Raw genomic sequence first — 16,545 nt, forward strand, 5'->3', positions numbered from 1 at the left:
GGGCCCCCCCCCCCCGCGCGGGGGTTTGTACCCCCCCGAGCCGTCGGCGTACACGGGGGGGGCGGGCCGCCCCGGGGGCTCCCCCCCCTCACGCTTCGCCCGTGGGCGTCACTTCTTCTTGTTGGTACCGCGCTTCTCGCGCACCCGCACCGAGATGTGGATCGGGGTGCCCGCGAAGCCGAACTCCTCGCGCAGCCGGCGCTCGATGAACCGGCGGTAGCCGTGCTCGATGAAGCCGGAGGAGAAGAGCACGAACCGCGGGGGCTTGGTGCCCGCCTGGGTCCCGAACAGGATGCGGGGCTGCTTGCCGCCGCGGACCGGGTGCGGGTGGGCGGCGACCAGCTCGCCGAGGAAGGCGTTCAGACGGCCGGTCGGGACGCGGGTCTCCCAGCCGTCCAGGGCCGTCTCGATCGCCGGGACGAGCTTCTCCATGTGACGGCCGGTACGGGCCGAGACGTTCACCCGGGGCGCCCAGGCCACCTGGGCGAGCTCGGTCTCGATCTCCCGCTCCAGGTAGTAGCGGCGCTCCTCGTCGAGGGTGTCCCACTTGTTGAAGGCGAGGACGACCGCGCGGCCGGCGTCGACGGCCATGGTGACGATGCGCTGGTCCTGCACCGAGATGGTCTCGGACGCGTCGATCAGGATGACCGCGACCTCGGCCTTCTCGACGGCCGCGGCCGTGCGCAGCGAGGCGTAGTAGTCCGCGCCCTGCTGGAGGTGGACGCGCTTGCGGATGCCCGCCGTGTCGACGAACTTCCAGGTGACACCGCCGAGTTCGATGAGCTCGTCGACCGGGTCGCGGGTGGTGCCAGCGATCTCGTTGACGACCACGCGGTCCTCGTTGGCGACCTTGTTCAGGAGTGAGGACTTGCCGACGTTCGGGCGGCCGATGAGGGCGATGCGGCGGGGGCCGCCGACCGCGGTGCCGAAGGTCTGCGCCGGGGCCTCGGGCAGCGCCTCAAGGACGGCGTCGAGCATGTCGCCGGTGCCGCGGCCGTGCAGCGCGGAGACCGGGTGCGGCTCGCCGAGACCGAGGGCCCAGAGGTACGAGGCGTCGGACTCGCCGCTCATGCCGTCGACCTTGTTGGCGCACAGGACGACGGGCTTGCCGGCCTTGCGGAGCAGGCGTACGACGGCCTCGTCGGTGTCGGTCGCGCCGACCTTGGCGTCCACGACGAAGACGACCGCGTCGGCCGCCTCGATCGCGTACTCGGCCTGGGCGGCGACGGACGCGTCGATGCCGAGGACGTCCTGCTCCCAGCCGCCGGTGTCGACGAGCTTGAAGCGGCGGCCCGCCCACTCGGCCTCGTAGGTGACACGGTCGCGGGTGACGCCCGGCTTGTCCTCGACGACGGCCTCGCGGCGGCCGATGATGCGGTTCACCAGGGTCGACTTGCCGACGTTCGGGCGGCCGACGACGGCGAGGACGGGCAGCGGGCCGTGGCCCGCCTCCTCGATCGCGCCCTCGACGGCCTCGATGTCGAAGCCCTCTTCCGCGGCGAGCTCCATGAACTCCGCGTACTCGGCATCGCCAAGCGCCCCGTGCTCGTGTTCCGCCGAGCCGTCGGGCTGGATGTGGTCGTTCATGAAGTCCGTACCTCGTCGTTCATCGTGGTGATCGGTGGGCCACCCGTAAACCGGGTGATCCACTACTAAGTGTCGCCTAACGCCCGCCGGTGCGCCCGGCGTTTTCCCGGCGTCCGGTCAGATGTCTGGCGTTGTCCAGGTGGGCGCTGAGCTGCTTCTGGATGCGGCCGGTGGCCTCGTCCAGCGCCTGTCGCGTACGGCGGCCGCTGCCGTCGCCCGCTTCGAAGGGGTCGCCGAAGACGACGTCGACCCTGCTGCGCAGCGGGGGCAGCGCCTTCGTCAACCGGCTGGAGCGCTCGGAACTTCCCAGCACCGCGACCGGGACGATCGGCGCCCCGCTGCGTACGGCGAAGTAGGCGAGCCCGGCCCGCAGCGAGGCGAAGTCGCCCTCGCCCCGGGTGCCCTCCGGGAAGATCCCGAGGACCCCGCCGGACGCCAGGACGCCGAGGGCGTCGGTGATGGCGGCGCGGTCGGCGATCTCCCGGTCGACCTTGAGCTGGCCGATGCCCAGCAGGAACGGGTCGAGCGGACCGACGAACGCCTCCTTCTTGATCAGGAAGTGCGTCGGCCTGGGCGCGACGCCCATGACCATCGGGCCGTCGATGTTGTGCGCGTGGTTGACGGCCAGGATCGCCGGACCGGTCGCCGGGACCTTCCAGGCGCCGAGCACGCGCGGCTTCCACAGCCCGTACATCAGGCCGACGCCGATGCGGCGGCCGACCTCGGCGCCTCTGGCGGAGGGTGCGCTCACGCGGCGGCCCGCTTCTCCTCGACGAGGGTGACGACGCACTCGATGACCTGCTGGAGCGTGAGGTCGGAGGTGTCCACCTCGACCGCGTCGTCCGCCTTGGCGAGGGGGGAGGTCTTGCGGCTGGAGTCGGCCGCGTCGCGCTTGACCAGCGCCTCACGCGTCGCCTCGATGTCCGCGCCCTTCAGCTCACCGCTGCGCCGGGCGGCACGCGCCTCAGGGGAGGCGGTGAGGAAGATCTTCAGGTGGGCGTCGGGCAGCACGGTGGTGCCGATGTCCCGGCCCTCGACGACGATGCCGGCCGCCGCGGACCCGGCCAGGGCGCGCTGGAGCTCGGTGATGCGGGCCCGCACCTCGGGGACGGCGCTGACCGCGCTGACCTTGGAGGTGACCTCCTGCGTACGGATGGGCCCGGCGACGTCGGTCCCGTCGACCGTGATGGTCGGCTCGGCCGGGTCGGTGCCGGAGACGATCTCCGGCTTGCCGGCCGCGGCGGCGATCGCGGAGGGGTCCGTGATGTCGATGTCGTTGCTGACCATCCACCACGTGATGGCGCGGTACTGCGCCCCGGTGTCCAGGTAGCTCAGTCCGAGCTTCGCGGCCACGGCCTTCGAGGTGCTCGACTTGCCCGTGCCGGAGGGGCCGTCGATGGCGACAATCACAGCCGGAGCGGTACGGGCGGCGCCGTTTTCCACGGTGGGAACACCTTCCTGGTGCGGGGTGGAGGTCTCTGCGGGGCGCGAGGGCGCCCCGCACAAGGTTACCGGCCCCGCGGACCCCGTATTACTGGCCCTTCCCGGCGCCCGCTCACGGGCAGGGCCCGCGGTCCTACTGGCGCAGTGCCCAGCCCCGCTCGCGCAGGGCCGCGCCCAGCACCGGCACCGCCTTCGGCTCCACCATCAGCTGCACCAGGCCGGCCTGCTGGCCGGTCGCGTGCTCGATGCGTACGTCCTCGATGTTGACCCCGGCCATCCCCGCGTCGGCGAAGATGCGGGCGAGCTGTCCCGGCTGGTCGTCGATGAGGACGGCCACGACCTCGTAGACGCGCGGCGCGGAGCCGTGCTTGCCGGGGACGCGGACCTGGCCCGCGTTGCCGCGCCGCAGGACGTCCTCGATCCCGCCGGCGCCCTCGCGGCGCTTGGCCTCGTCCGAGGACTGAAGGGCGCGCAGGGCCTGGACCGTCTCGTCCAGGTCGGCGGAGACGTCCGCGAGGAGGTCCGCGACGGGGCCGGGGTTCGCGGAGAGGATGTCGATCCACATCCGGGGGTCGGAGGCCGCGATCCGCGTCACGTCGCGGATGCCCTGCCCGCACAGCCGTACCGCCGTCTCCTCCGCGTGCTCCAGGCGCGCGGCGACCATGCTGGACACCAGGTGCGGCATGTGGGAGACGAGCGCCACGGCGCGGTCGTGGGCGTCGGCGTCCATCACCACGGGCACGGCACGGCAGTGCGACACCAGTTCCAGGGCGAGGTTCAGGACCTCGGTGTCCGTGTCCCGGGTGGGGGTGAGCACCCAGGGCCGGCCCTCGAAGAGGTCGCCGCTGGCGGCCAGCGGGCCCGACTTCTCGCGGCCCGACATGGGGTGCGTGCCGATGTACGGGGTGAGGTCGAGGCCGAGCGCCTCCAGCTCGCGGCGGGGACCGCCCTTGACGCTGGCGACGTCGAGGTAGCCGCGGGCGACACCGCGGCGCATGGCGTCCGCGAGGGTCGCGGCGACGTGCGCCGGGGGCGCGGCGACGATCGCGAGGTCGACGGGCCCCTCGGGGGCCTCGTCCGTGCCGGCGCCGAGCGCGGCCGCCGTACGGGCCTGCTCGGGGTCGTGGTCGGCGAGATGGACGACGACACCGCGGGCGGTGAGCGCGAGGGCCGCGGACGTGCCGATCAGCCCGGTTCCGATGACGAGCGCGGTCCTCACTGGGCGATGTCCTTCCGGAGTGCGCCCGCGGCGCCCAGGTAGACGTGCACGACGTCGGCGCGCGGCCGGTCGGACTCGATGTGCGCGAGGACGCGGACCACCCGGGGCATCGCGCCCTCGATGTCCAGCTCCTGCGCGCAGATCAGCGGGACGTCGACGATGCCGAGCTTGCGCGCCGCCGCGGCCGGGAAGTCGCTGTGCAGATCGGGCGTCGCCGTGAACCAGATGCTGATCAGGTCGTCCGTGGTGAGCGCGTTGCGCTCCAGGATGGCGGTGAGCAGTTCGCTGACCTGCTCGTCCATGTGCCCGGCCTCGTCCCGTTCCAGTTGGACGGCGCCCCGGACCGCTCGTACCGCCACGGTGATGCTCCTCGCTGATCTGTGGTGCGTTTCGTGTCACTCCAGCGTAGTCAGCCCTCCGGACGGCGGTGCGCGGCGCCCGCCTGCCGAGACACGGACCGCGCGCCGGATCCGGCGGGGCCCCGCCGCCGCGCCGCGTCGGTGTCACCCGAATCGCCCCATTCCGTCACCCCGGGCGAGAACGCGCCCGTGCGCCTCTGGACGCGGGCGCCCCCGTCCGCTCTGATGGCAGGAGACCCGCCCGGGGGAGGACCGGATGAAGCGACCAGGACCCCTGCTGACCCTCCTCGCGGGGCTCGTGTTCGGTGTGCTCCTGCTGGTGCTCAACGCGACGACCGGGCCGAAGGGGACCTCGAACCCGTACCGGCCGGCGTCACCCGGCGTCTCGGTGTCGGCCACCGTGCCGGCCGTCTCCGCCTCCCCGTCGGCGAGCCCTCCGCCGAGCGCCTCGCCGTCCCGTACCGCCGCTCCCTCCGGCGCCTACGCGGGCCGTACCGACGACGGCACCTCCGCGATCGCGTTCTCCCTGCGCGACGGCAAGGTGGTCGCGTACTTCTGCGACGGGCACGCCAAGGAGTCCTGGCTGAAGGGCGACGTCGCGGACGACGGCAGCATGCGGCTCACCGGCGGCGACGGCGACGAGCTGGACGGAACCCTCCGGGACCACCGGCTGATCCACGGCAGCGCCGACGTCGGCGGGCAGCGGTACGGCTTCACGGCGGACCGGGCCGTCAGGCCCTCCGGCCTGTACCGGGCGACGGCCACCGTGCGCGGCGCGAAGGTCGACGGCGGCTGGATCGTGCTGCCCGGCGGGAAGCAGGTCGGCGTCGTCGAGCGCGACGGCACGCCCGCGGCGGCGCCCTCGATCGATCCGGAGACCGGCGCCGTGACGGTCGACGGCCAGAAGATCACCGCCCGTCCTGTCACCCCCTGACCTCCTCTGCCACAGGAGCCGTTCATGAGCGTGGACCCGAACGCCGCAACCCAGGGCTTCCCTCCCCCGCCGCCCGGCCACGACCGTCCGGGCGCGGCGCGCTATCTGGTCCCGGCCCTGGTCGCCGGGGCCGTCGCGGTCGGCCTCGGCGTCTACGGCAAGGTCCACGACCCGACGGGCACCGCGTTCGACCTCGCGGGGTTCAGCAGCACCGGCGCCGTGAAGTCCTGGCTGGCGACGACGGCGTTCTTCTTCGCCCTCGTCCAGCTCGTCTCGGCGCTGATGATGTACGGAAAGCTGCCGGGGCCGGGGTGGTCGGGGGCGCTGCACCGGTGGTCGGGGCGGATCGCGTTCCTGGTGGCGGTGCCGGTCGCGGTGCACTGTCTGTACGCGCTGGGCTATCAGACGTACAGCACCCGCGTCATGTGGCACTCGCTCCTGGGGTGCTTCTTCTTCGGTGCCTTCAGTGCCAAGATGCTGCTGCTCCGCTCGGAGCGCCTGCCCGGCTGGCTGCTTCCCGCCATCGGCGGCCTCGTCTTCGCCGTGCTCACCGCCGTCTGGCTGACGTCCGCCTTCTGGTTCTTCCGAACGTTCGGAGTGACGACATGACCCATCGCTCGACGCGGCGCACGGTGATCCTCGCCACGGGGGCGTCCGCGCTGCTCGCCGGGTGCAGTCAGTACGGCAGCGGCGGCGGCTCCTCCAGCGCCTCCCCCGACACCTCCGGCGGCGGGGAACTCGCCACGACGAGCGACATCCCGGTCGGCGGCGGCACGGTCTTCGCCGACCGGAAGATCGTGGTCACCCAGCCGGCGAAGGGCGACTTCAAGGCCTTCTCGGCGGTCTGCACCCATCTGGGGTGCATCGTCGACAAGGTGGCGGACGGCACCATCGACTGCCCCTGCCACGGGAGCAAGTTCGCCATCGAGGACGGGGCGGTCAAGGCCGGGCCCGCGCCGCGTCCGCTGCCCGCGGAGAAGATCACGGTGCAGGGAAACTCGATCCGCCTGGCGTGAGAGGGCCCGTACGCTCGGGACATGAGCTCCGACGGACACTCCCTGGTGCGGGACCACACGGTCTACTCCTGCGTGATGGGCTCCCGCGCCTTCGGACTGGCCACGGACGGCAGCGACACGGACCTCCGGGGCGTCTTCCTCGCCCCGACCGCGCTGTTCTGGCGGTTCGGGAAACCGCCGACGCACGCCGAGGGCCCGGCGCCCGAGCAGTTCAGCTGGGAGCTGGAGCGGTTCTGCGCGCTCGCGCTGCGCGCCAACCCGAACGTCCTGGAGTGCCTGCACTCCCCGCTGGTCGAGTACGCGGACGACACCGGGCGCGAACTCCGTTCCCTGCGCGGGGCGTTCCTGTCCCGTCAGGCGCACGAGACGTTCACCCGCTACGCGCTCGGCCAGCGCAGGAAGCTGGAGGCCGACGTCCGTACGCACGGCGCGCCCCGCTGGAAGCACGCCATGCATCTGCTGCGTCTGCTGACGAGTTCGCGCGATCTGCTGCGCACCGGGGTCCTGACGATCGACGTGGCGGACCAGCGCGAGCCGCTGCTCGCGGTGAAGCGGGGCGAGGTGTCCTGGAGCGAGGTCGAGCGCCGGATGGTCCGGCTGGCGGCGGAGACCGACGAGGCGGCCGCCCTCAGCCCGCTCCCGCCCGAGCCGGACCACGCGCGCGTGGAGGACTTCCTGGTCCGCACCCGCCGCGCCTCGGCCCTCCGGGACCCCGGCGGCGACGCCTAGCTCTTCGGAACCCCGTCCAGGCGGACCCTGACCACGAAGTCCTGCAGCGCCTCGTACGCGGAGGGGGCGTCCGGCAGCGCCGAGGCCTCCTGCGCCTCGTCGAGGAGGACGTGCAGCCGCTCCACGTCGGCCTCCACGCGCGGGTGCGGGACGTCGGCGGCCCCGTGCTCGCGCTCCGCCTTCGCGGCGATCAGGTCCGTGAGGTAGGCGGGGGACGAAGGGATCTGCCCGGTCAGTGTGGGCAGATCGGCCTGCACCTCGCCGCTGCGCATCAGATGGATGCCGGTGAGCAGCACCCGGAACGTGTAGAGCAGCGGCTTGAGTTCGCCGCTCTTCTCGAAGAGCCGCCACTGCGTGGCCGCGAACCCCCGGTAGTGGTGGGCGTGATGGCGGGTGAGGACCCCGGGGGCCAGCGAGATCAGCTCGCGGTGTTCGTCGCCGGTGTGCACGACCAGCGGCGTGGGTGACCAGGTCCATCTCGGTCCCCTCCCGCATCCACATCCGGGACCGGGTCTCCTGCGGTTCGTCGAGCCCGACGAGGTCGGCCGCCGGCAGCACGTGGACGCCGCGCAGGTCGACGTCGGAGTCCCGCGAGGGGAAGCCGTACAGGTGGGCCCCGGAGACGGTGGCGAAGAGCACGGGGTCGGGCTGTTCGCCCACCACGCTCGCGAGGTCGGCGCCTGTGCCGAGGACGTCTGTCATGGATCAAGCATCCCAGAGCGCCCCCAGCGCCATCAGGTCGCTGTGGTACTCGATGCGGTCGGCCCAGTCGGCCGGCCAGGCGTCCGAACCGAGGTGGGCGCCCGCGAACGCGCCGGTGAGACAGGCTATGGAGTCGGAGTCGCCCGAGGTGCAGGCGGCCCGGCGCAGTGCGGTGACGGGTTCGTCGGCGAACATCAGGAAGCACAGCAGCGCGGTGGCGAACGCCTCCTCGGCGATCCAGCCCTCGCCGGTGGCCAGGCAGGGGTCGTCCTCGGGCGAGGCGGTGCGCACGGCCCGGCGGACGTTGTCCAGGACGGCGATGCACTCGTCCCAGCCGCGGGCGATGTACTGCTCGGGGCCGGCGTCGTGGCAGAAGGTCCACAGGTCGCCGAGCCAGCGGGAGTGGTAGCGGTGCCGGTTCTCGTGCGCGTAGGCGAGCAGCAGGCCCGTCAGCTCCGCCGGCCTGACTCCTTCGGAGAGCAGCCGTACGGTGTGCGCGGTGAGGTCGGAGGCGGCGAGGGCGGTGGGGTGGCCGTGGGTGAGCGCGGCCTGCAACTGGGCGGCGCCCGCGCGCTGTTCGTCGCTGAGTCCGCGGGCGAGTCCGACGGGCGCGACGCGCATGTTGGCGCCGCAGCCCTTGGAGCCGGTCTGGCTGGCCTGCTGCCAGCGGCGCTTCTCGTCCTTGAGGAGGTTGCAGGCGACCAGGCAGGTGCGGCCGGGGGCCCGGTTGTTCTCGGGCGACTGGTACCAGTCCACGAACTCCTCGCGCACCGGCCGTTCCATCCGCAGCGGGCCGAGCAGTCCGCGGTCCATGGCGGTGCGCAGTCCGTGGGCCAGCGCGAGGGTCATCTGGGTGTCGTCGGTGACGATCGCGGGCCGGGGCAGCGCCAACTGCCGCCAGGGGCCGAACGAATCGAGGATCGCGGGCACGGTCTTGAACTCGGTGGGGAACCCGAGCGCGTCTCCGAGGGCCAGGCCGATCAGCGAACCGGTGGCGGCGCGTTTGGTCAGGGTCGTGCTGGTCATCGGGGCCGTCCTTACGAGGTGGGACGCAGCAGGGGTGGATGCAGTGCCTTCGCGTCGCCCGCGCGGTAGAGGGCGGCGGGTTTGCCGCGGCCGCCGGTGAGGCGTGCGGCACCGGGGACCTGTTCGACGAATCCGGGCGTGGCGAGGACCTTGCGGCGGAAGTTGGGCCGGTCGAGCGCGGTGCCCCACACCGTCTCGTACACGTGCTGGAGCTCTCCGAGGGTGAACTCGGGCGGGCAGAAGGACGTGGCGAGGCAGGAGTACTCGAGTTTGGCGCCGACGCGGTCGTGGGCGTCGGCGAGGATCCGGTCGTGGTCGAAGGCGAGCGGGGCGAGTCCGTCGAAGGGCAGCCACATGGCCCGCGCCGCGTCGCCGCCGCCGTGCGGTTCGGGCGGGTCGGGCAGCAGCGCGGCGAAGGCGACGGAGACGACCCGCATCCGGGGGTCACGGTCGGGATCGCTGTAGGTGCGCAGCTGCTCCAGGTGGAGTCCCGTCAGGTCCGACAGGCCGGTCTCCTCGGCGAGTTCGCGCCTGGCCGCCTCCTCGGCGGACTCGCGGGGCAGGACGAAGCCGCCGGGCAGGGCCCAGCGGCCTGCGTACGGTTGTGTGCCCCGCTCGACGAGCAGTACCTGGAGTGCGCCCGCGCGCACGGTCAGGACGGCCAGGTCGACGGTGACGGCGAAGGGCTCGAAGGCGTACTTGTCGTAGCCCTCGGGTGCCGCACCCCCCGGTGCGCGGCCCTCGCCCGTGTCCACTCCCGCGCCCCCGTCTCGCCGATGACCTTTTATGGTCACCTTGACCATGGTCACTACGACTATAAAGGGAGCGCGGGGTGTCAACAAGGCTTTCGACCGGGGAAGTTGCGGTCCCCGCGGGCCGGCGCCTTCACCGGGCCCGGGCGGGCGATCCCTCGGGCCGCCGGACGTCGTCCCGGGGCGCGTCCGGTCCGCGCGCCGGAGCGTGAGCCGGGGCGAGGGCGGCCACCAGCGCTCCGGCGGCCGCGACTCCCGCCGAGACCCACAGCGCCGGGCCGCATCCGTCGACGAAGTCCCGCGCCGAACCGTAGCCGCCGAAATGCGTGAACACGGCCGCCGCGGCGGCGATCCCGAAGACTCCGCCCAGTTCGCGCAGCGCGTTGTTGACGCCTGCCGCGACTCCCGCGTCGGCGAGCGGCACCGCGGACGTCACGGCGTTCGCGACGGTGGGGAAGACCATGGAGATGCCGACGCCCGCGACGACCAGGGGCAGCACCAGCCGTCCGTAGGCGACACCGGGCTGCACCTGCCAGGCCAGCAGCGCGAGTCCGGTCGCCTGGAGGACGAGTCCGCCGAACATGAAGGGACGGTTCCCGAACCGGTCGGCGAGTGCGCCCGCGAGCGGCGCCACGAGCAGGGGCATGCCGGTCCACACCAGGATGCGGACACCGGCCTGGAGCGGCGAGTTCCCGAGGCCGAGCTGGAACAGCTGCGAGATCATGAACAGCGAGCCGAGCAGCGACATGAACGTCAGGAAGACGGCGCCGTTGGCGGTCGAGAAGGCGCGCCTGCGGAAGTAGCCGAGGGGCAGCATCGGGTAGCGGGCACCCGCCCGCTCCCAGCCGAGGAACGCGGCCACGAAGACGACGCCGACGGCCAGCGCGCCCAGCACCTCGGCGCTCCCCCAGCCCGCCTGCGGGGCCCGTACCGGCGCCCAGGCCAGGCCGGTCAGCCCGACGGCGGCCAGCAGCAGCCCCACGACGTCGAGTTGGGGACGCGGGCCACGGCTCTCGCGCAGCCTCAGCGCGGCGAGCGGCATCATCGCGAGCCCGGTCGGCACGTTCAGCCAGAAGATCCACTGCCAGGACAGGCCCTCGGTGACGGCGCCGCCGAGCACGGGTCCGGCAGCGACACCCAGGCCGGTCACCCCGCCCCAGATCCCGATGGCCACGCCCCGCTTCTCGGCCGGGAACGCCTCGCTGATCAGGGTCAGGGTGAGCGGCAGCAGGACGGCGGCACCGGCGCCCTGGAGCACCCGGGCGGCGATGAGCTGACCCGGCCCCGGGGCCAGCCCGGCGAGGGCCGAGGCCAGGGTGAAGACGGCGAGCCCGACGACGTACATGCGCCGCCGCCCGAACCGGTCGCCGAGCGCGGCCCCGGTCAGGGTGAGGCAGGCGAAGACGAGGTTGTACGCGTTGATCGTCCACTCCAGGTCGGACAGGCTCGCCCCGAAGTCGGCCCGCAGGGCCGGCAGCGCGGTGGCCACGACGACCACGTCGAGGGAGCAGAGCAGCGCCCCGAGCCCGGCCAGGATCACGGTCCACGCACGGCGTGCGGGCGGGGCCGGCGACTGCTGGACGGGGGCGCGCGCGGTGGTGTCGGTCATGACGGTTCCTTCCGTGAGGATCACTCACGGAGGACCGACCCGCCCCGCGCCGGAAAGGAATCGCCGCCGGGGCACCGGCCGAGGAAAGCGAGGAGCCGGCCGCCGGGCGCCGTTCCCGGCGGGGCGTCGACGGGGTCGGCGAAGCGCACCCCGCGGTCGGCGTCCGCGACCACGAGGTGCGCCAGCGGCAGCAGCTCCGCGGCCAGCCCGGACGGGATCGGCCGGGCGTGCCCGCAGGCCCGCGCGACGTCCCAGCCGTGCACCGCGATCTCCAGGGCGCCGACGGCCACCAGCAGCCCGGCGCCCAGCGACCGGTCCCCCACGGCCGGGTCCCGGAGCGCCCCGGGGACCGCCGCGCACACACCGAGGAGGGCGGCCGCACGCTCGCGGAAGGCGCACACCGGATCGGCGGCGGGGCGCGCCGGACACAGCCCGACCCGTCCCTCCGCGACACCCTCGTAGAGCGCTTCGACCGAGTCGTCGAGGTGGTGGAGCAGGTCCCCCAGGTCCCACTCGGCGCACGGCGTCGGCCGCCGCAGGCCCCCGCGCGGCACGGCGGCGACACCGACGCTCGCGTACGCCAGCGAGCGCTCCAGGAGCTCCCCCGGATGCAAGGGGTGCAAGGGGTTCACGGGGAGCTCCTGGGACTCACGGAATTCACAGGACTCAAGGGATTCACGGGATCCACGGGATTCACGGGACTCACGGGGTTCACGGAAGGATCCCCGGCAGCCCGAAGGAGGCGAAAAGGCCCGGGTCCAGGAAGACGGTGAGCCGTGCGACACCGCCCGCCTCGACGGTGAGCACCTGCACGGAGTGCGCCCGCAGCACGCCGTCGCCGTCGCGCTCGTAGGCCGCGGCCGCCGGCTGTCCGTTGGCCCGGACGGCCACCATCCGGACATGCCCCGCCCCCTGGCCGGAGAACGCCCGTACGCGCAGGAACCGCACGACGTCCTTCTTGCCGCTGAACCACTCCAGGTGGGGCGGCATCTCCAGCTCGACCCCGTCGCGCAGCAGCGCCAGCAGCGACCCCATGTCGGCGTTCTCGAAGGCCGCCATGTAACGGTCGAGGAGCTCGCGGTCGTCGGTGCCGTCGGGCTCGACCACCAGGTCCTCCTCCGGCGCGACCTCGTCGAGCCGGGCACGCGCGCGCTGGAGCGTGCTCTTGACCGCCGCGGTCGACGTGTCGAGCAGGGCGGCCACCTCCGCGGCCCGCCAGGCCAGCACGTCCCGCAGGATGAGGACCGCCCGCTGCCGCGCGGGCAGGTTCTGCAGCGCGGCGACCAGGGCGAGCCGCAGACTCCCCCGCGCCGCCACGACCGTCGCCGGGTCGACGAGCGTGTCGGGCAGCGGCTGGAGCCAGGGGATGTCGGTCGCGGGAGCGCCGAGCGGCTCCTCGGGCGTGTCTCCGGGGCCGCCGAGGCCGGTGGGCAGCGGACGGCGCCCACGCCCCTCCAGGGCCGTCAGACAGGTGTTGGTGGCGATCCGGTGGAGCCAGGTGCGCAGGGAGGCGCGGCCCTCGTACCCCTCGTAGGACCGCCAGGCCCGCAGATACGTCTCCTGCACGAGGTCCTCGGCGTCGTCGGCCGAACCGAGCATGCGGTAGCAATGGGCGAGCAGTTCCCGCCGGTACGGGCCGGTCAGCCGGACGAACTCGTCCCGGTGCGTCGTCGCGGTCATCGCCGCTCCCTTCGTTCGCACGGGGCGCGCCGGAGCACACCCGTGGTCCGTTCACCGGTACAGACCGGCGGGGAGGCGAAAACGAATCGGCCGGTCCCGGAAAGGTTCCGGGACCGGCCGTCGCGGGCGCGGGTGATGACCGCGGGCCGCCGGAGCCGAGGGGGCTCCGGGGCCTCAGGGGGCCGGCGCGATCAGAGACCGACCTCGGCCATGAGCATGCCGACCTCGGTGTTCGACAGACGGCGCAGCCAGCCCGACTTCTGGTCGCCCAGGGTGATCGGGCCGAAGGCGACCCGCACCAGCTTGTCGACCGGGAAGCCGGCCTCGGCGAGCATGCGGCGCACGATGTGCTTGCGGCCCTCGTGCAGGGTCACCTCGACGAGGTAGTTCTTGCCGGTCTGCTCGACGACCCGGAAGTGGTCCGCCTTCGCGTAACCGTCCTCCAGCTGGATGCCGTCCTTGAGCCGCTTGCCCAGGTCACGCGGGATCGGGCCCACGATGTGCGCGAGGTAGACCTTCTTCACGCCGTACTTGGGGTGGGTCAGCCGGTGCGCCAGCTCGCCGTGGTTGGTGAGCAGGATGACACCCTCGGTCTCGGTGTCGAGCCGGCCCACGTGGAAGAGCCGCGTCTCGCGGTTCGTCACGTAGTCGCCGAGGCACTGGCGGCCCTCGTTGTCCTCCATGGTGGAGACGACGCCGGCCGGCTTGTTCAGCGAGAAGAACTGGTACGACTGCGTGGCGACGGTGAGCCCGTCGACCTTGATCTCGTCCTTGTCGGTGTCGACACGGAGACCCTGCTCCATCACGATCTGGCCGTTGACCTCGACCCTGGCCTGGTCGACCAGTTCCTCGCAGGCACGCCGCGAGCCGTAACCGGCGCGCGCGAGCACCTTCTGGAGGCGCTCGCCCTCCTCCTCGGCGCCCGGGAAGGTCTTGGGCAGCTTGATCTCCGGCTTGCCCGCGTACCGGTCGCGGTTGCGCTCCTCGGCCCGCGTCTCGTACTCACGCGAGCGCGCGGGCTCGGTGCGGCCGCCGCGCTGCTGGCCCTGCTTGGGGCCGCCCTTGGCGCCACCGCGCGCCGAGGCGCCGCGCCCGGACTTCGGGCCTTCGTGCGTGCCCCCGGGGCCTACGTCGTAGCGACGCTCCTCGGGACGGGGCTTGCTGGGACGCTTCGGCTGGTCGTCACGCCCCGCCGCCGAACTCCTCGGCTGGAAGCCGCCGCCGCCCGTACCGCGCGAGCCGCCGCCGCTTCCGCCACGCGAGCCGGCGCCGCTCCCGCCGCGGGAGCCGCCACCGCTTCCGCCGCGCGAGCCACCGCCCCCGCCGGCCCCGCGGGGCGCGCCGCTGCCACGCGAACCGCCGCTCCCGCCGGTTCCGCGCGGGTTGCCGCGCCCGCTGTTCCTGCCACTGCCGCTGCCACTGCTTCGCATCAAAGTTCCGTCGTCGTCGTGTCGTCTGCGTCTGCATCCGGTGCGTCCGGATCGAACGACGGGACCCCTTCCAGCGTCTCTGCCTCGATCGCGTCCGCCTCGGGGAGGAAGGGCGCGAGCTCCGGGAGCTCGTCCAGACCTCGCAGGCCCATTCGCTCCAGGAAGTAGTTCGTCGTCGTGTACAGGATCGCACCTGTTTCGGGTTCCGTGCCCGCCTCCTCGACCAGACCGCGCTGGAGGAGGGTGCGCATCACGCCGTCACAGTTGACTCCGCGGACCGCCGAGACCCTCGAACGGCTGACCGGCTGGCGGTACGCGACGACCGCGAGCGTCTCCAGGGCCGCCTGGGTGAGGCGGGCGTGCTGGCCGTCCAGGACGAAGCGTTCGACGGCGCTCGCGTAGGCGGGCCGCGAGTAGAAACGCCAGCCGCCCGCGATCAGTCTGAGCTCGAATCCGCGGCCCTGGACGGTGTACTCGTCGGCCAGGGCGCGCAGCGCGTCCGCTACCTGCCGCCTGGGCCGCTCCAGGATCCTGGCGAGGTGTTCCTCGGTGGCCGGCTCGTCCACGACCATGAGGACGGCCTCCAGGGCGGCCCCGAGATCGAGGTCCGCGACGGCGGGCGGCCGCGCGGGGGTGCCGGTGGTCTCCTCGCTCACGCCTTCTCCTTCTCGGTCCCGTCCTTCTTGATCGCGTCCTTGCCGACCGCGTCCTTCTCGATCGCGTCCTTCCCGGCCTTCCGGGGTCCGCGCCGCGTCTCGTCGTCGGCGGTCTCCGCCGGGCGGTCGAACTCGTCGGTCACCCGCGGCACCCCGTCGTCCTGGCCGCCGGTCCAGCGCACCATGAGGTCCCCGAGGGCCTCCTCCTGGTCGAGGGCGACGGCCTTCTCCCGGTAGAGCTCCAGCAGGGCCAGGAACCGGGCGACCACGGTGAGGGTGTCGTCGGTGTCCTCCACGAGCGAGCGGAAGCTGGCCTCGCCGAGCTCCCGCAGCCGCGCCACGACGATCCCGGCCTGTTCCTGCACGCTGACGAGCGGCGCGTGGATGTGGTCGACGTACACCTGGGGCTTGGGTCTGGGCTGCATCGCCTTGACGGCGAGTTTCGCGAAGCCCTCGGGGCCGATGCTGATGACGACCTCGGGCAGCAGTTCCGCGTACTGCGCCTCCAGCCCGACCGTACGGGGGTAGCGGCGGGCCTCCTCGTCCAGGCGCGCGTTGAAGATGTCCGCGATCCGTTTGTACGCGCGGTACTGGAGCAGCCGCGCGAACAGCAGGTCCCGTGCCTCCAGCAGGGCGAGGTCGGCCTCGTCCTCGACCTCGGCGGCGGGCAGCAGCCGGGCGGCCTTCAGGTCGAGCAGCGTCGCCGCGACGACGAGGAACTCGGTCGTCTGGTCGAGGTCCCAGTCGGGGCCCATCGCCCGGATGTGCGCCATGAACTCGTCGGTGACCTTGGACAGCGCCACTTCGGTGACGTCGAGCTTGTGCTTGGTGATCAGCTGGAGCAGCAGGTCGAAGGGGCCCTCGAAGTTCGCGAGCCGCACCTTGAAGACGCCGTCCCCCGATCCGGCGGAGGCCTCCCCCGGATCGGGGGCGGGGTCCGTGGACGTCCCAGGGCGGCCCTGGGGCGCCTCGGGGGGCGCGTCCGGCACATCGGGGCGCGCGGGCGCCGCGGGGCCCTCCACGGGCGCCCCGGACGGCTCGGCGGGGGTTCTCGGGGGCTCGACGGTCCGTACGGACCCCGTGTCAGGTCCGGAGGACACCCCGGAGACCTCACGGGCCTCGGGCCCCCCGGAGCGGTCCGCGCCGACCGGCCCGGAGGGAGCCGCGGTCACGGGTCCCGAAGGGTGGTCCGCGGTCGCAGGTCCCGAAGGGTGGTCCGCGGTCGCGGGTGCCTCCGAGGGCTCAGGGCCGACCGGTTCCTCGGAGGGTTCCGGGCCAGCTGGTTCCCCGGAAGGCTCCGGACCGACCGGTTCCTCGGAGGGTTCCGGGCCTACAGGTTCCCCGGAGGAATCAGGGGCTGCCGGTTCCTCGGACGGTTCCGGGCCCACCGGTTCCTGGGACGG

Annotated in this window: 17 protein-coding genes and 1 pseudogene; 4 read left to right on the forward strand and 14 right to left on the reverse strand. The window is 73.1% G+C overall.

The window, feature by feature from the left end:
• Positions 1-108: 108 nt before the first annotated feature.
• From der to aroH, 5 genes are all read right to left on the reverse strand, one after another.
• Entirely contained in the window at positions 109-1,587 is a 1,479-nt protein-coding gene (der, locus tag ACFWI4_RS35345; RefSeq protein ID WP_387204937.1) for a ribosome biogenesis GTPase Der, read from the reverse strand.
• 76 nt (positions 1,588-1,663) lie between these two features.
• Positions 1,664-2,281, reverse strand: coding sequence for a lysophospholipid acyltransferase family protein (locus ACFWI4_RS35350; protein ID WP_387205020.1), 618 nt, complete (start codon positions 2,279-2,281; stop codon positions 1,664-1,666).
• Positions 2,282-2,334: 53 nt separating this feature from the next.
• Positions 2,335-3,030 (reverse strand): (d)CMP kinase, encoded by a 696-nt coding sequence (cmk, locus tag ACFWI4_RS35355; RefSeq protein ID WP_385406887.1) that lies wholly within the window; start codon positions 3,028-3,030, stop codon positions 2,335-2,337.
• Between the two features lie 133 nt (positions 3,031-3,163).
• On the reverse strand, positions 3,164-4,249 hold the full coding sequence (locus tag ACFWI4_RS35360; RefSeq protein WP_387204941.1) for a prephenate dehydrogenase: 1,086 nt from the start codon (positions 4,247-4,249) through the stop codon (positions 3,164-3,166).
• Positions 4,246-4,608 (reverse strand): chorismate mutase, encoded by a 363-nt coding sequence (aroH, locus tag ACFWI4_RS35365; protein ID WP_037628600.1) that lies wholly within the window; start codon positions 4,606-4,608, stop codon positions 4,246-4,248. Before aroH ends, ACFWI4_RS35360 begins: the two co-directional genes overlap by 4 nt.
• Before the next feature lie 256 nt (positions 4,609-4,864).
• Between aroH and ACFWI4_RS35370 the strand changes: the two genes are divergently transcribed.
• The 4 genes from ACFWI4_RS35370 to ACFWI4_RS35385 are packed head-to-tail and all read left to right on the forward strand — an operon-like array spanning position 4,865 to position 7,287.
• A complete protein-coding gene (locus tag ACFWI4_RS35370) occupies positions 4,865-5,542 on the forward strand; it encodes a hypothetical protein (RefSeq protein ID WP_387204944.1) in 678 nt (225 codons plus the stop codon).
• Positions 5,543-5,566: 24 nt separating this feature from the next.
• Positions 5,567-6,151, forward strand: a complete 585-nt coding sequence (locus ACFWI4_RS35375; protein WP_387204948.1) for a DUF6529 family protein — start codon at positions 5,567-5,569, stop codon at positions 6,149-6,151.
• On the forward strand, positions 6,148-6,558 hold the full coding sequence (locus tag ACFWI4_RS35380; RefSeq protein WP_387204951.1) for a Rieske (2Fe-2S) protein: 411 nt from the start codon (positions 6,148-6,150) through the stop codon (positions 6,556-6,558). The genes ACFWI4_RS35375 and ACFWI4_RS35380 overlap by 4 nt, the downstream gene beginning before the upstream one ends.
• 21 nt (positions 6,559-6,579) lie before the next feature.
• The gene (locus tag ACFWI4_RS35385; RefSeq protein WP_387204954.1) at positions 6,580-7,287 is read left to right on the forward strand and encodes a DNA polymerase beta superfamily protein; all 708 of its coding nucleotides are present in this window, start codon (positions 6,580-6,582) and stop codon (positions 7,285-7,287) included.
• Here the strand turns inward: ACFWI4_RS35385 and ACFWI4_RS35390 are convergent.
• The 9 genes and pseudogenes from ACFWI4_RS35390 to ACFWI4_RS35430 form a co-directional block, all read right to left on the reverse strand.
• Positions 7,284-7,989: pseudogene (locus ACFWI4_RS35390) on the reverse strand (DNA polymerase beta superfamily protein). The gene ACFWI4_RS35385 and the pseudogene ACFWI4_RS35390 overlap by 4 nt on opposite strands.
• A 3-nt stretch (positions 7,990-7,992) precedes the next feature.
• The gene (locus ACFWI4_RS35395; protein ID WP_387204956.1) at positions 7,993-9,015 is read right to left on the reverse strand and encodes an ADP-ribosylglycohydrolase family protein; all 1,023 of its coding nucleotides are present in this window, start codon (positions 9,013-9,015) and stop codon (positions 7,993-7,995) included.
• 11 nt (positions 9,016-9,026) lie between these two features.
• On the reverse strand, positions 9,027-9,818 hold the full coding sequence (locus tag ACFWI4_RS35400) for an NUDIX domain-containing protein (protein ID WP_387204959.1): 792 nt from the start codon (positions 9,816-9,818) through the stop codon (positions 9,027-9,029).
• 82 nt (positions 9,819-9,900) lie between these two features.
• Positions 9,901-11,376: an MFS transporter gene (locus ACFWI4_RS35405; protein ID WP_387204962.1), complete on the reverse strand. Its 1,476-nt coding sequence runs from the start codon at positions 11,374-11,376 to the stop codon at positions 9,901-9,903.
• A gap of 20 nt (positions 11,377-11,396) precedes the next feature.
• The gene (locus ACFWI4_RS35410) at positions 11,397-12,008 is read right to left on the reverse strand and encodes a TIGR03086 family metal-binding protein (protein WP_387204965.1); all 612 of its coding nucleotides are present in this window, start codon (positions 12,006-12,008) and stop codon (positions 11,397-11,399) included.
• Positions 12,009-12,087: 79 nt separating this feature from the next.
• Positions 12,088-13,077: a sigma-70 family RNA polymerase sigma factor gene (locus ACFWI4_RS35415; RefSeq protein WP_387204968.1), complete on the reverse strand. Its 990-nt coding sequence runs from the start codon at positions 13,075-13,077 to the stop codon at positions 12,088-12,090.
• A 170-nt stretch (positions 13,078-13,247) separates the two neighbouring features.
• Positions 13,248-14,486 (reverse strand): pseudouridine synthase, encoded by a 1,239-nt coding sequence (locus ACFWI4_RS35420; protein WP_385406854.1) that lies wholly within the window; start codon positions 14,484-14,486, stop codon positions 13,248-13,250.
• Positions 14,486-15,142: an SMC-Scp complex subunit ScpB gene (gene scpB, locus ACFWI4_RS35425; protein WP_387204972.1), complete on the reverse strand. Its 657-nt coding sequence runs from the start codon at positions 15,140-15,142 to the stop codon at positions 14,486-14,488. The genes ACFWI4_RS35420 and scpB overlap by 1 nt, the downstream gene beginning before the upstream one ends.
• On the reverse strand, positions 15,139-16,314 hold the full coding sequence (locus tag ACFWI4_RS35430; protein ID WP_387204975.1) for a segregation/condensation protein A: 1,176 nt from the start codon (positions 16,312-16,314) through the stop codon (positions 15,139-15,141). The genes scpB and ACFWI4_RS35430 overlap by 4 nt, the downstream gene beginning before the upstream one ends.
• Positions 16,315-16,545: the final 231 nt, after the last annotated feature.

The sequence above is a fragment of the Streptomyces sp. NPDC127038 genome (assembly GCF_042725875.1).
Classification (GTDB): domain Bacteria; phylum Actinomycetota; class Actinomycetes; order Streptomycetales; family Streptomycetaceae; genus Streptomyces.

Coding starts and splice junctions, on each gene's coding strand:
- der (WP_387204937.1), bottom strand. CDS start 1,587: ATGAACGACCACATCCAGCCCGACGGCTCGGCGGAACACGAGCACGGG.
- ACFWI4_RS35350 (WP_387205020.1), bottom strand. CDS start 2,281: ATGTACGGGCTGTGGAAGCCGCGCGTGCTCGGCGCCTGGAAGGTCCCG.
- ACFWI4_RS35370 (WP_387204944.1), top strand. CDS start 4,865: ATGAAGCGACCAGGACCCCTGCTGACCCTCCTCGCGGGGCTCGTGTTC.
- ACFWI4_RS35375 (WP_387204948.1), top strand. CDS start 5,567: ATGAGCGTGGACCCGAACGCCGCAACCCAGGGCTTCCCTCCCCCGCCG.
- ACFWI4_RS35380 (WP_387204951.1), top strand. CDS start 6,148: ATGACCCATCGCTCGACGCGGCGCACGGTGATCCTCGCCACGGGGGCG.
- ACFWI4_RS35385 (WP_387204954.1), top strand. CDS start 6,580: ATGAGCTCCGACGGACACTCCCTGGTGCGGGACCACACGGTCTACTCC.
- ACFWI4_RS35395 (WP_387204956.1), bottom strand. CDS start 9,015: ATGACCAGCACGACCCTGACCAAACGCGCCGCCACCGGTTCGCTGATC.
- ACFWI4_RS35400 (WP_387204959.1), bottom strand. CDS start 9,818: ATGGTCAAGGTGACCATAAAAGGTCATCGGCGAGACGGGGGCGCGGGA.
- ACFWI4_RS35405 (WP_387204962.1), bottom strand. CDS start 11,376: ATGACCGACACCACCGCGCGCGCCCCCGTCCAGCAGTCGCCGGCCCCG.
- ACFWI4_RS35420 (WP_385406854.1), bottom strand. CDS start 14,486: ATGCGAAGCAGTGGCAGCGGCAGTGGCAGGAACAGCGGGCGCGGCAAC.